Origin of the sequence: Pseudophaeobacter arcticus DSM 23566, from assembly GCF_000473205.1 — a bacterium.
GTDB classification, from domain to species: domain Bacteria; phylum Pseudomonadota; class Alphaproteobacteria; order Rhodobacterales; family Rhodobacteraceae; genus Pseudophaeobacter; species Pseudophaeobacter arcticus.
In genome coordinates, this window is the sequence record NZ_KI421507.1 from 3,360,671 (window position 1) to 3,373,746 (window position 13,076).

At 58.0% G+C, this 13,076-nt stretch carries 14 protein-coding genes; 4 read left to right on the top strand and 10 right to left on the bottom strand.

Annotated elements, in window-relative coordinates; translation table 11 throughout:
• Positions 1–167 precede the first annotated feature (167 nt).
• Positions 168–2,195: an NADPH-dependent 2,4-dienoyl-CoA reductase gene (locus tag ARCT_RS0120700; RefSeq protein ID WP_027241784.1), complete on the top strand. Its 2,028-nt coding sequence runs from the start codon at positions 168–170 to the stop codon at positions 2,193–2,195.
• 179 nt (positions 2,196–2,374) lie between these two features.
• Here the strand turns inward: ARCT_RS0120700 and ARCT_RS0120705 are convergent, their stop codons facing one another.
• The 3 genes from ARCT_RS0120705 to ARCT_RS0120715 all read right to left on the bottom strand — a co-directional run bounded on the left by ARCT_RS0120705 (position 2,375) and on the right by ARCT_RS0120715 (position 4,935).
• On the bottom strand, positions 2,375–2,725 hold the full coding sequence (locus ARCT_RS0120705) for an antibiotic biosynthesis monooxygenase family protein (RefSeq protein WP_027241785.1): 351 nt from the start codon (positions 2,723–2,725) through the stop codon (positions 2,375–2,377).
• Positions 2,722–3,057 (bottom strand): NIPSNAP family protein, encoded by a 336-nt coding sequence (locus ARCT_RS0120710; RefSeq protein WP_027241786.1) that lies wholly within the window; start codon positions 3,055–3,057, stop codon positions 2,722–2,724. Before ARCT_RS0120710 ends, ARCT_RS0120705 begins: the two co-directional genes overlap by 4 nt.
• A 117-nt stretch (positions 3,058–3,174) precedes the next feature.
• Complete coding sequence (locus tag ARCT_RS0120715) at positions 3,175–4,935, bottom strand: methyl-accepting chemotaxis protein (RefSeq protein WP_027241787.1); 1,761 nt, start codon at positions 4,933–4,935, stop codon at positions 3,175–3,177.
• A 126-nt stretch (positions 4,936–5,061) separates the two neighbouring features.
• Here ARCT_RS0120715 and ARCT_RS28135 point away from each other — a divergent pair, with 126 nt between their 5' ends.
• Positions 5,062–5,217 (top strand): hypothetical protein, encoded by a 156-nt coding sequence (locus ARCT_RS28135; protein WP_154665410.1) that lies wholly within the window; start codon positions 5,062–5,064, stop codon positions 5,215–5,217.
• A 144-nt stretch (positions 5,218–5,361) separates the two neighbouring features.
• Entirely contained in the window at positions 5,362–6,279 is a 918-nt protein-coding gene (locus tag ARCT_RS0120720) for a LysR family transcriptional regulator (protein ID WP_027241788.1), read from the top strand.
• Positions 6,280–6,410: 131 nt separating this feature from the next.
• On the opposite strand, the gene ARCT_RS0120725 is transcribed toward ARCT_RS0120720, so the two are convergent.
• From ARCT_RS0120725 to sfsA, 6 genes are all read right to left on the bottom strand, one after another.
• Complete coding sequence (locus tag ARCT_RS0120725) at positions 6,411–7,418, bottom strand: OmpA family protein (RefSeq protein WP_051360918.1); 1,008 nt, start codon at positions 7,416–7,418, stop codon at positions 6,411–6,413.
• Positions 7,419–7,428: 10 nt separating this feature from the next.
• Positions 7,429–8,001: a peroxidase-related enzyme gene (locus ARCT_RS0120730; protein ID WP_027241790.1), complete on the bottom strand. Its 573-nt coding sequence runs from the start codon at positions 7,999–8,001 to the stop codon at positions 7,429–7,431.
• Positions 8,002–8,007: 6 nt separating this feature from the next.
• Positions 8,008–8,742 (bottom strand): GNAT family N-acetyltransferase, encoded by a 735-nt coding sequence (locus ARCT_RS0120735; protein ID WP_027241791.1) that lies wholly within the window; start codon positions 8,740–8,742, stop codon positions 8,008–8,010.
• A gap of 2 nt (positions 8,743–8,744) precedes the next feature.
• Positions 8,745–9,467, bottom strand: coding sequence for a competence/damage-inducible protein A (locus tag ARCT_RS0120740; RefSeq protein WP_027241792.1), 723 nt, complete (start codon positions 9,465–9,467; stop codon positions 8,745–8,747).
• A 222-nt stretch (positions 9,468–9,689) separates the two neighbouring features.
• Positions 9,690–10,157 carry an ACT domain-containing protein gene (locus tag ARCT_RS26640; RefSeq protein WP_051360919.1) on the bottom strand — a complete coding sequence of 156 codons (468 nt, stop codon included), beginning with the start codon at positions 10,155–10,157 and terminating at the stop codon, positions 9,690–9,692.
• Positions 10,158–10,273: 116 nt separating this feature from the next.
• Positions 10,274–10,975 carry a DNA/RNA nuclease SfsA gene (gene sfsA, locus ARCT_RS0120750; RefSeq protein ID WP_027241793.1) on the bottom strand — a complete coding sequence of 234 codons (702 nt, stop codon included), beginning with the start codon at positions 10,973–10,975 and terminating at the stop codon, positions 10,274–10,276.
• Between the two features lie 480 nt (positions 10,976–11,455).
• On the opposite strand from sfsA, the gene map reads away from it, so the two are divergent.
• Complete coding sequence (gene map / locus ARCT_RS0120755; protein WP_027241794.1) at positions 11,456–12,265, top strand: type I methionyl aminopeptidase; 810 nt, start codon at positions 11,456–11,458, stop codon at positions 12,263–12,265.
• 97 nt (positions 12,266–12,362) lie between these two features.
• Here map and ARCT_RS0120760 read toward each other — a convergent pair whose 3' ends face one another.
• Positions 12,363–13,025, bottom strand: coding sequence for an HAD family hydrolase (locus ARCT_RS0120760; protein WP_027241795.1), 663 nt, complete (start codon positions 13,023–13,025; stop codon positions 12,363–12,365).
• Positions 13,026–13,076 lie beyond the last annotated feature (51 nt).

Sequence of the window (13,076 nt, forward strand, 5' to 3'; positions counted from 1 at the left end):
TGGGGGTCCTTGGCTAGGGGCGGCGTTCAAAGGTGCCGATGCGGGAAAGTGATTTCCCCCCTTTAGACCCGGTGTCGCCGGGGCAGGCAAGGGGGTGACGCCGCGTTGAGACGTGACAAGCCCGTGCGCGCAGGGCAGTTTTGTCCATAACGACAAGGGAGAGTGTCATGACTGCGTACCCAAATCTTCTGGCGCCGCTGGATCTTGGATTTACCACACTGAAAAACCGTGTGCTGATGGGCTCTATGCACACCGGTCTGGAAGAAACCAAGGACTGGAACCGGGTGGCGGAATTCTACGCGGAACGTGCCCGCGGCGATGTTGGGCTGATGGTCACCGGCGGCATTGGCCCCAACCTTGAAGGCTCGGTCCTGCCTGGGGCCTCGATGATGACCACGGACGAGGAGGTCGCCAGCCACGCCATTGTCACCAAACGCGTGCATGAGGCCGGTGGCAAGATCGCCATGCAGATCCTGCATGCGGGCCGGTATTCCTACGGTCCCAAATGTGTCGCCCCCAGCCCGGTGAAATCGCCGATCTCTCCCTTCCCGCCCAATGAGCTGGACGAAGAAGGTATTGAGAAGCAGATCGCAGATATCGTCAATGCGGCCGTGCTTGCCCAGCAAGCGGGCTATGACGGGGTGGAGATCATGGGGTCTGAGGGTTATTTTCTCAACCAGTTCCTGGTCACCCATACCAACAAGCGCACCGACCGCTGGGGCGGATCTTATGAAAACCGCATGCGGCTGCCCATTGAGGTGGTGCGTCGCACCCGCGAGGCGGTTGGGACCAACTTCATTATCATTTATCGTCTGTCGATGATCGACCTGGTGCCCAATGGCTCGACCCATGATGAGGTGGTGCAACTGGCCCAAGAGATAGAAAAGGCCGGTGCCACCATCATCAACACCGGCATTGGCTGGCACGAAGCGCGCATTCCAACAATCGCCACATCCGTTCCGCGCGCGGCCTTTGCCTGGGTCACCAAGAAACTGATGGGCAAGGTCTCGATCCCGGTGATCACCTCGAACCGGATCAACACGCCAGAAGTGGGCGAAGAGGTGCTGGCCACCGGCTGCGCCGATATGGTGTCAATGGCGCGACCGATGTTGGCGGATGCGCATTTTGTTGCCAAGGCCAAGGCCGGCAAGGGCAATCAGATTGCTCCCTGCATAGGCTGCAATCAGGCCTGTCTCGACCATACCTTTGGCGGCAAGCTGACCTCATGCCTGGTCAACCCCATGGCCTGCCACGAGACCGAGCTGGTGCTTGGCAAGGCAGATGTCGTCAAATCCGTGGCGATTGTGGGCGCCGGTCCTGCCGGGTTGTCAACTGCACTGGCCGCAGCCGAGCGCGGTCACCGGGTTACCCTCTTTGATAGGGCGGATGAGATCGGCGGCCAGCTCAACATGGCAAAACAGGTGCCCGGCAAGGAAGAATTCTGGGGCTTTGTCGATTGGTATCGCACCATGGTGTCCGAGGCCGGGATCACCCTGGAACTGGGGCGCGACGTCTCGGTTGCGGATCTCAGCGGCTATGACGAGGTGATCATCGCCACCGGCGTCATCCCGCGCGACCCGGCCATTCCCGGCCAGGACCGGCCCGAAGTACTGAGCTACATCGACGTGCTGCGCCACAAGAAACCCGTCGGCAAGAGGGTTGCGGTGATTGGCGCTGGCGGCATTGGCTTTGATATCAGCGAATACCTGCTGCACGAGGGCAAAAGCCCAACCAAAGACCTGCCGCTTTGGATGAAAGAATGGGGTGTTGCCGACCCGGCAGAGCATCGCTCTGGCCTTGCTCCCGAGGGCCCGCAACCCGAGGCCCCTGCCCGTGAAGTCACCCTGTTGCAACGCAAGGCCCAGGCCCATGGCAAAGGCCTGGGCAAAACCACCGGCTGGATCCACCGGGCCACGCTGAAAATGAAAGGTGTGAACTTTGTTGGCGGCGTGAACTACGAACGTATCGACGACGAGGGGCTGCATGTCAGCTTTGGCGAGGCGCGCGAAAACCCTAGCGTGATTGCAGCGGATACCTTTGTGCTCTGCGCCGGACAGGTATCTGACCGAAGCCTTGCAGACGCACTAGAGGCCAAAGGGGTGCCCTGCCATGTCATCGGTGGCGCCGATGTTGCCGCAGAGCTGGATGCAAAACGCGCCATCAATCAGGGAACCCGATTGGCCGCCACTCTCTAGGCCTTTGGACCCCCTTTAGGGCCAAACCCTCCCGCGCCCGCAGATGTCCTGGCAAAGCCAGGCCACCTTCCGTGCGACCTTGGGGGTAGCGCCGCGCGCATCGCGCGCGGCGCTACCCCCAACGGGAGGCGGCTTTGCCAAAAGCCAACGACGGGCGGGAGAAGCCCCTTTTCGGGGCGTCAAATCGCTTGGTTGGCGGCTTGGCTATCCTGTGGAGCCTCATGACGGTCCCGCATGCCATAGTCGCGCAAGACCTCTGCCACCTTGAGACGGTAGTCTGCAAAAATACCACCCCGGCCTTTGGTCTGTGCGGCGCGATGCTGTGTCAATTGCCGCCAATCCTGCACCGCCTGTTCATCGCGAAAGAAGGACAGGGACAGCAGCTTGTTCGGCTGGCTGAGGCTTTGGAACCGCTCCACCGAAATAAAGCCGTCAATCTCCTCCAGCAGCGGTTTCAGTTCCGCCGCCACCTCAAGATAGCTGGGCTTTTGCCCCTCGGCGATCTGGACTTCAAAAATCACGGCTATCACTTGCTCTCTCCTAGTGTGGGGACATCTGGCGTTGAGGCCAGTTTTAGAAAACTGCGCTCCTCCCGCAAGATAAACCGCTCCCGCTGCGCAAAGGCGTAGTTCTCTTGCCCCAGCGGATCAGCCGCCAGCCGGGCCCGGTAGCGCTCATAGCTGGCAAGGTCCGCAATGTTATATATCCCGTAGGCCTGGGTTGCAGATCCTTCATGAGGGGCAAAATAGCCAATCAGATCGGCGCCATTGCGGGGAATGGCCTCCCCCCAATTTCGCGCATATTGGCGAAAGGCCTCTGTTTTTGTTGGGTCAATTTGATAGCGAATAATACATGTAAGCACGGTAGGATTCCTGTTTTTGGTATCCCGACCCTAGCCAATCACACAGCACAAAGGCTTCGCTCTGGAGCGAAGCCTTCATAGTGTCAGGTCCTTTGCCCCCTGAATAAACGGGGGAGATCAGGCCACGTCTCGCTGCGCCTCACCAGCCCCGGCAAACCTTTGCAAAAGGTTTGACAACCGCGATGCTTCGTCTTTCATCTTCTGGCTGGCGCTGCTGGTTTCTTGCACCATGGCCGCATTTTCCTGCGTGACCTTGTCCAGCTGGGCAACACCAATGTTGATCTCGCGCAGACCAGAAGCCTGTTCGGTTGCCGAAGCGGCAATCGAAGAGACCCGTTCAGAAACGCTCGTTACGCTTTCGACAATCTGCGCCAGCGTCTCGCTGGTGGCTTGCACCAGGCGCTCACCATCTTCGACCTGCTTTGAGCTATTGGTCACCAGACCTTTGATGTCATTTGCCGATTTTGCCGCCAGATGGGCAAGACCGCGCACTTCCGAGGCCACAACCGCAAAACCGCGACCTGCTTCCCCTGCACGGGCCGCTTCAACCCCGGCGTTCAGGGCCAACAGACTGGTCTGGAAGGCGATGTCATCAATCACCGTGATGATTTTACTGATGTTTTCAGAAGACTCAGCAATGGAGCTCATCGCCTGCATGGCCTCCTGCATGACAGTGCCACCCTGCTCCGCCCGCCTGCGGCCTTCGGCAGCCAGTTCATCGGCTGCCTGTGCCTGCTCTGCTGCGGATTGCACGCTTGCCGACAATTGCTCCAAGGCCGCAGCGGATTCTTCCAGCGTCGCAGCCTGGGTTTCGGCCCGATGCGACATCTCATCAGACATCGTGGAAAGCCCCTGAGCATTCTGGCCCACCGCCCCTGAGCTCATGCTGAGTTCTTGCACCAGCTCTCCCAAAGCCCCGGCGAGGTCGTTAAAGTCGATGCAGAGCATTTCGTAGCTCTCGCCCAGGTCCACCCAGTCACCAGCCGTGATCCGCTGCTGCAAATCACCCGATTTCAGACCAGCCATGGACGCACTGAGAACATGGAACAGTTCAACCCGGCGCTCGTTTTCCTGCTGGTTTTTCGCCTCGATCGATTTTGCCTGATCCAGCCGTTCCCGCAGATCCGCAAGGTTGCGGGCAATGGCCCCGACCTCATCCCGGCGATGGGTATCTTCAATCTCACTTTGATAGTCGTCTTCCACCAATCTGTTCACAGAGCGCGCAGCTGCAACAATAGGCCTGCTCAGCAACTGCCCAAATACCAGCGCCATGACCAGCGCGCCCACCATTGCCGCTATGTTGGTGCTCAGCTGCACAAGCTCGCTGCGCGCGATCAAATTGGTGATTTGATCTTCAACCACCTGCTTTCGCCCCCCCATGATGTCCTGCATGGCATCCACAGAATCACGAAGATGGGCAATGGCCGGCACAACTTGGGCATAGGCAAATTCCCGACGTGCCGCGCCGGGCTCTGTCTTTTCAAGTGCAGTAAGCGAAGTTGTGAAGCCTTCGATGGTTGGCGTCAGAGCCATGACAGATTCATAAACATCGGCCTGTACGGCATTTGCAGAGGAAACCTTCACAAAGCGGTCCTCGGCACCGGCAATCTCTGTGGCAACCTCGTCGATATTGCCGCGCAGCCCCGCTAAGCCTTCGTTGTCGCCACCAGTATAGGCCAATAGATCCGCCAGTCCCTGTTCGATATCCTCTTTCATGTCATCCAGGCTCTTTAGCTGTGCGACAACCAGGCGGGATTGATAGATGCTTTCTGTCAAACGATGGCTGACAAGCCAGGAGATCCCTGCAACCACGGCGAGCATGGCGACAAAAGCGCCCCCCAAAATGAAAACCTGCGTACGCAGAGAAAACCGATGCATGAGCGACCAACCTTTACGAATCTGATATTTCCTAGCTCTGGGTTTATGCAGAAAGAGTGTACATCTCGTTATGTTGATCTGCGGAAATCTGGGGGTGGGGTGGACGCGGCTCACGCGGCTCTTTGAATGTTTGTAAAGAAACTTGCTGGCGCGGCGCATGTTTTGATCCAGGGCTCAGGTCACGCCCCCTACTCTGTCTGGAATTTCCCCTCAATCGTCGCCGCTGGTCGCCATATCACTGCTGCTGCAAATTTCGGCTACCGGTCTGACTTCATGAACTAAACGCCCAAAATCGCCCCATTGTGCGACAGTTTCCAACGCATGAACGGTTTTGGAAAAACCCTGCAATTATCCCATCACTGCCCCGTTCTTGCCCGAATTCAGCGCCAAACACAGGTCGAGAAGATACAACGAGAGGACCTGTGAATGGATCGGCTGACCGAAATGGAGGCCTTTGCCAATGTCGTGGACCAGGGCGGGTTCACCGACGCGGCAAAGAAGATGGGGATTTCAAAATCCGCCGTATCGAAACATGTTTCCAGTCTGGAGACCCGCCTTGGCGCCCGGCTGCTGAACCGCACCACGCGCCGCGTGTCGCCGACGGAAATCGGCCTTGCCTATTACGACCGCGCCAGACGCGTGCTGAACGATGCCGGTGAAGCTGACGCGCTTGTTTCCTCTATGCAATCGGCGCCTTCGGGGTTGCTCAGGATTTCGGTGGCAACTGATTTTGGCGTCAACCATCTATCGCCGGTGCTGTCGGATTTCCTGCGGGATTTCCCCGATATCACCGTCAATATGGTCCTGAACAACCGCTATGTAGAACTGATTTCAGAAGGCTTTGACATGGCTCTGCGCATTGGCGAGCTGGAAGACAGCTCACTCAAGGCCCGCAAGCTCACCGAGACCACCAAACGGATGATCGCCTCACCGGGTTACCTGGAGCAATTTGGCCGACCGCAAAAGATCGACGATCTGAACAGCCATAAGCTTTTGCACTATTCCAACCAGTCCAGCGGCAATGTATGGAAGATCACCGCGCCCTCTGGTGAAAAGCGTCAGGTGCGCACCACCGGCTGGCTGTCGGTGAACGATGGGCAATCTCTGCTCAATGCTGCGATCTCGGGCTTGGGCATCGCCTATCTGCCCAGCTACCTCTATTCCGAAGCGATGGCCGAGGGGCTGGTCGAAGACGTTATGCCCAACCTGCCAGTCGAGACCCAAGGCATCTATGCAGTCTATCCTCCGGGCAAGTTCACCCAGCCCAAGGTCCGTGCCTTTATCGACTTTCTGGCGCATTCCTTTGCAGGCAAAGATACCGAAGAGTGGCGACAGTCCGCCTGATTGGCAGCCCAGCTTCCAAGGCTGCTTTCTTCTCAAGACTGCTCTTGCTCAGGCGGGGGCAGTTTTCGGCTGACCTCCGCGCAGAAAGGATAGCGCTCTCATTGGCGCGGCCTCTCGGGGCAAGGCCTGGCTTACCTGGAGAGCAGAACCACCTCTACCCGGCGGTTTTGCTCCCTCCCGGCAGCGGTGAGATTGCTGGCAATCGGCGCCATAAAGCCGGCTCCGGCAACTGCAATACGCGCCTCCGCGACACCATAGGTCTGCACCAAAGTCTCTTTGACCACCTGTGCCCGCCGCAGCGACAGGGACTTGTTATCCTCAAGCCCGCCAACACTGTCGGTATGACCAACAATCAGCACCTGGGCCTTAGGTGCCTCATCCAAAAAGCCTGCAAGCCTCTCCAGGCTGGCAATGGCCTCTTGGCCAAGTGCTTCCCCGCCGGTGCCAAACGCCACGCCGTCCAGCACGACATGGCCCTGTTGTTCGAGCAGATTTTCCAACCCCGAAGCGGTTTGTGTTTGACCTTGTAGCGGAAGGGCGGGAGGAGATGTTTCCGATGTCACCAGCGCCAACGGCGCCTGTTTTTCCGGCGTGACCTCGATCAATTGCATATAGGTCACCGTCCCACTCCGCGACACCAGAAGGGAAACCACCTGCGTGGCCTCGGCAGCATCAGCCGCTTCGGCCCCTGTCACAGAGGATGCCGGTTTTTGCGCCGCCAGAAAATGGTAATCCGACAGGCTGACAACCATGTCAGGCGCTGGCACAACTTCGATGCCAAAGCGAAAATCAAAGCCCCCGCATTGGCGGGTTTCGCATTGAAACAGGATCTCATACCCCTGCTCTACCAGCTGGCGGCGCAGCACATCCAACACCTGCAAAACAGTTGCATCGCTTTGCAAATGCCAGGTCCGGCGCAGGATATGGCCTTCTTTCAGGCGCAGGGGGATGCCTGCCGCGCTAAAGGGTCCAACCGGAAGCGCATAGGTGCCCATAGCTGTTTCCCGCTTCGAGCGGGCTGTCGCGCCATCAGGCAGCTGCAATGACACCGCCGCCCCCGGTTGAGCCTGCGCCGAAACCGAAGAGACGGCCAGGCTCAGACAGCCGCCAAGGGCCAAAACGGCAAGGCCAAGCCTCATCTGGTCTGCCTCACCGGAACTGTGCGTGGTATTCGTCGTTTGGCACCATGCCGGTGGCCGAAGCAACGCGATTGGACATGTTGTAAAACCCGGTGACATTGGCAATGTCCCAGATATCGCGATCGCTAAAGCCAACCTGGCGCAGGATTTCCCGGTCGGCCTCTTCGATCTCGGTGCTGGCTTTGGTGACCTTGACCGCAAAATCCAGCATGGCGCGTTGACGCGCATCCAGTGGGGCAACCCGGTAATTCATCACCAGCATTTCGCCCAGTTTTGGATCGCCCGAAAGCTGCCGAACCGCAGCGCCATGGGCCGCAAGACAGTAAAAGCAGCCGTTGACCGCCGAGACCGCCACCGCGATCATCTCGCGCTCCAGCTTGCTCAGCCCGCTGTCGCCCAGCATGAGCTCATTGTAGAGCGCGCTAAAGGTGTTGAGCTTGTTCTCATCAAACGCATGGGCGCGCAGCACGTTGGGCACCATACCCAGCTTGTCCTGACAGATGCCAAAGTATTTTTGCATGCCCGCAGGCAGCGGCTCCAGAGGGGGCAGATCCAAGGCGGTTGGCGCTGTTTGATCAGTCATGATGAATTAAGCTCCTGAAGGTAAATGTCGGTAATGGTATTGCCCGCAGTTGGTCATGCCCAATGAGGCATAAAGTCCGTTTGCTCCGGCGTTTTCCTTGGTGCAGAGCACCGCCATCTCCTGCGCACCATTTTCAGCCGCCCAAAAGGCCGCCTGACGCATCATCCAGACCCCCATGCCACGGCGGCGCTGGTGCGCCAGGATCTCCAATGCATGCACCATGGCGACGCCATCATGCACCGCCACAAAACCTGCGCCGGCTGGTTTGTCATCATAGCGCGCCAGCAAGGCCGCCTTAGGACCGACGGCCCGTTCCATGATCGCCTGGCGTTCCGGGCCAATGCCTCCGGAAATCCAGATTTCACGCTGGATTTCCAGCGGTGACCACAGGGCAAAGGTGGTGACGCGGGGAATTTCCAGGTCCGTCAACTTTTCAATCGGGCAGACCCAGAGATTGACCGGATCTTTCACCACATAGCCGCGTGCGGCAAGCTGCGCATCCAGATCGTCCTGACCGTCGCGGATCATAAAGAGGCAGTCTTGCCCCATGGCGCGCATTGCCTGTTCGGCGGTCTCGATCTCAGACACCGAGGCCGCGCCGTCAACGCTGGCGGCCGAAACGCGGCTGCCACCGCCCTGTCCTTCGCGCAGAGTGACAGGGCAAATTGTGCGCTTGGCGGCGGTGGGCCAGGTGGCCTCGACCACCTCATAATACTTTGGATCTGTCAGTGTGACACTCATGCTCATAATTCCATTTCCTGCGCCAACTCGCGCATTGCCGCATCCACCCCGGCGCCATTGTGACCACGGATAACCACATTGGCACCATAGGCGCCATTGTGCTGAAACGGGTAACAGCCGATCGACAGATCACTGTGACGCGCTGCCAGATCCGACAGGAATGCCGCGATATCGCCTTCGCCGCGCATCACCCGCAGGCTTTGCGACAGCAAGGGCTCGCCGCCGGTCAACCCCGGCAGGACGCTGGCCACCATGGCCTGAAAGACCAATGGCACTCCGGCCATCACATGCACATTGCCCAGGGTAAACCCCGGCGCCGAAGAAACCGGATTGTCGATCAATGTCGCGCCCTCGGGGATCCGCGCCATGCGCAGGCGCGCTGCGTTCAGCTCTTGCCCGGAATTGGCATAATGCGCCGCCAAAATTGCACGGGCATCCGCGCGCACATCAAGTTCGGCCCCAAAGGCCTCTGCGATGCAATCTGCCGTGATATCATCATGGGTGGGGCCAATACCGCCACTGGTAAAGACATGGTCAAACCCTTTGCTCAGCGCTTGCACGGCAGCAATAATCACCGGCGCATCATCGCTGACCACCCGCACTTCCTTTAGGTCGATGCCCTGTTTGGTCAATTCACCAGCCAGAAAATGCGTATTGGTGTCGCGGGTACGTCCGGACAGGATTTCATCACCGATGACCAACATTGCGGCACTTGGGTTGGGCATCTTCTCTCTCCTATTGCGACAGTCTGCGCGATCCTTGCTGCAAGATAGCCACTCCTGCATCGAGGGCAAGCGGGCATCCCGTCTCAGGCCTGCTCTGACGCGCGGTTTCTGGCCAAAACGGGCGCAAACACCTTCCTTGCCTTGGTTTTTCCGTGCCGCTGACAAACTTCGCCGCCGCATGCGCCCCCAAAGCCGATGGATCCAGCCCCCTGATGGTAGCTTTTACGAGGCGACCAATGGCTTTGTATGAATGACCGGTTCAATCATGGTGCCATCACAAACATGCCCGGCTGCTGCAAGGGAATGTATCGCTTTCTCTGCCTCAGATGCGGGGATCAGCACATGCTCACCGTCGTAGGTGCAGACAACAAAAACACCAATTCCGTTGGACGACAGGGGCGAGATCACCGACTGGACAATCCCTGCCGCCTCAAACGGGAAAGGACCAATTGTCCGCAGACAAGCCCAGCCAGTTTCGGTTTCGATCCCCACGGGAACCCGGTCTTCAAGGCAGATGAGGGTTGTCTCGTCGTCAGAATGAATAACGGCCCTGAAACCAGGCCCGTTCAGCCAAGCAGGGACATCCGCCTGTGCTGCCAAACGTGAAACCGCATAGCGCCCTGGGACAAAGCATATATTTAGGGTGTGATTCAAAAAGAGATCCTCCACAGCTGAACTGAAGAAGGACATTCCCGCGATGCACTGTCTGCGTCACGTCGGAGCTTCATCTTCTGATGATGATTTACCACTGCACGTTAGATCGGGTGGCCGAAAATGCCAAGCAGACATGCGGGAAAATTATTCGGTCAGACCACCATGAGAGGTGCCGCGACAGTTATCTCATGTGGGTTAATCCGGGTGGCGTAGACAAGCCGCTCAACGCCACGTTTTTGCGCGTTATCAAAAGCTTGAGCATAGGCAGGGTCGATATCAACAGCGAGCTTGAAGCGATCGCAATCGGTGCGTTGCACAAGATAGAGCATCACCGCCCGGTGTCCCTGTTCTACCATCCGTGTCAGTTCTTCGAGGTGTTTTGTCCCCCGTTTGGTCACAGTATCGGGAAACTCAGCCACTCCCGGCTGGCGCATCAGCGTGACACTCTTGACCTCGACATAACACTTCGGAAAACCGGGTTGGGTCAAAAGGAAATCAATGCGGCTGTTTTCACCATATTTCACTTCAGGTTGTACGGTTTTGTAGTCAGCCAACTCGGTGATTTTCTGGTCCTCAAGGGCACAGCGTAAAACACGGTTGGGAATCGAGGTATCAATGCCTGAGAAATGACCATTTTCATGATCCACCAATCGCCAGCCGTATTTCAGCTTTTTTCGGGGGTCATCATTGGGTTCCAACCAGACCCGCATCCCTGCCTCTGCCAGCCCGGTCATCGAACCGGGGTTCGGGCAGTGTGCGGTGATTTCCCGGCCGTCCGGCAGCAGGCAATCGGCCAAAAATCGCTTGTAGCGTCGAATCAAGGTCGCGGGGATGAGCGGCGTAGAAAATTCCATTTGATCTACCTACCGCACCCACATGGCTTGTCAAAGCAACATTCTTGGCCAACCAAATGCATCCGCATCGACGCCTCATCTGGTCCCGTCTATCTGCCCGATTTCAGGACAGGATCTGGCATGGCTTTGGCTATTTTCCACCCATTGGTTGGGGTATCTTCAATTTCCTGCCGACAGATCATGGCGGGGGGGCATCTCCGCCAGGGGCGAACTCCAGGCGGTTGCGATTGAGAAACTCACCCCCATTTTGACGTCGGCCCTTGCCTCTGGTACCTGCCCCCAAGCCTGCAGAACTGCGGGACCGAAGGCCTGATCTACGCCACATGCATTTCTGCGCATAAAACCGCTTTCGGCCAAGGCTTGCCCACAGCCTGAGCTTTCTCCCCCAATCCAGCGCTGGTTTTCCGGCGGCGGCTCTGGTTCTTTTAACCAAATCCCCTTACATAGTCCCCAAGTGACACGCCTACGGAGCCCAGCTTGATGAGATCGAAAGACGGCCGCACCACCAAAGACGGCATTCGCATTTACCAGGAGGCCGATTTTTCCGGCATGCATGTGGCCGGAAAGCTGGCCGCACAGATTCTGGATGACATCGCACAGCATGTTTTCCCAGGACAGACCACCGGAGAGATCGACCGCATCATCACCAATATGGTCGAGGAGGCCGGAGCAAAATCTGCCACCATCGGCTACAAGGGTTATCAGCACGCCAGCTGCATTTCGGTAAACCATGTGGTCTGCCACGGTATCCCCAGCGACAAAAAGCTGAAAGATGGCGATATCCTCAATATCGACGTGACCGTCATCGTTGATGGCTGGTTTGGCGATACCTCACGGATGTTTGTTGCGGGCAAATTGTCCCGCAAGGCCGAGCGCCTGATCCAGGTGACCCATGACAGCCTGATGAAGGGGATCGAGGTTGTGAAGCCCGGCAATACCTTTGGCGACATTGGTCATGCCATCCAATCCTATGCTGAAAGCCAGCGCATGAGCGTGGTGCGTGATTTCTGCGGCCATGGCTTGGGGCTGGTGTTTCATGCGCCGCCCAATGTGCTGCACTACGGCCGCCCCGGAACTGGCCCAAGGCTAGAAGAGGGCATGTTCTTTACCATCGAGCCGATGATCAATCTGGGCCGTCCCGAGACCAAGATCCTCGCCGATGAATGGACCGCTGTCACCCGTGACAAATCCCTGTCGGCGCAGTTTGAACATTCCATCGGCGTCACCTCAGACGGGTTTGACATTTTTACTCTGTCGCCCGGCGGCAAGTTCCACCCAACCTACGGCTGAGACCTCAGCCCCGGCGCCACTCTGGCTTGGTGACACGATATCAAAAGCCCCGACCAGCTCGGTTGGGGCTTTGCTTTTTCTGGGGAGCGACATTGTCTCAAAGCCCGATCAAGGCAGGGATATCGGACATAAGATGAAAGACCTCAGCCCCTGCCGCCGTCAGCCCTGCACCACCTCCCACGGGCGCAAAGCCAAGACATCGCATACCAGCCCGTGCCGCCGCTATGGCCCCGGTGGCGCTGTCTTCGACCACCAGACAGTCACGTGCCTGTATGCCAAAATGGCTGGCAGCAGCCAAAAACAGACCGGGATCCGGTTTCGCCACGCCCAGGGAATGCGCTGAAAACATCGCAGTGGGGTGAAACCGCTGCCACAGCCCATTCTGCCCCAGCGTGATGCGCATCTTGTCTTCGCTGCCATTGGAGGCCACACAGCAGGGGATCTGATGGTGATCCAGGACCGCCAAAAGCGCGGTGACACCCGGCGTCAGATCCACCCCGGTCTTGAGTGCCACATAGGTTTCCGCATAGATTTCATCAATCCAGCCATCATGCAGATCCGCCCCAAGGCTGATGGCCTTTTGCATCACGCTGGTCATGGTGCCGCCGACAAACAGCTGCATCGAGCGTTCAAGGCTCAGCTCCAGCCCATGCCCCGCCAGATTGTCGACCAGCGCCTGATTTGACACCCGTTCACTGTCGACCAGCACCCCGTCGCAATCAAAGATAACCAGCTGTGGGGTTGGAAAGGTCGTGGGCATGTCATGAGATCCTGAAGCAAGGCACCAGTATTCTGCCCCGGTCAAAACCCT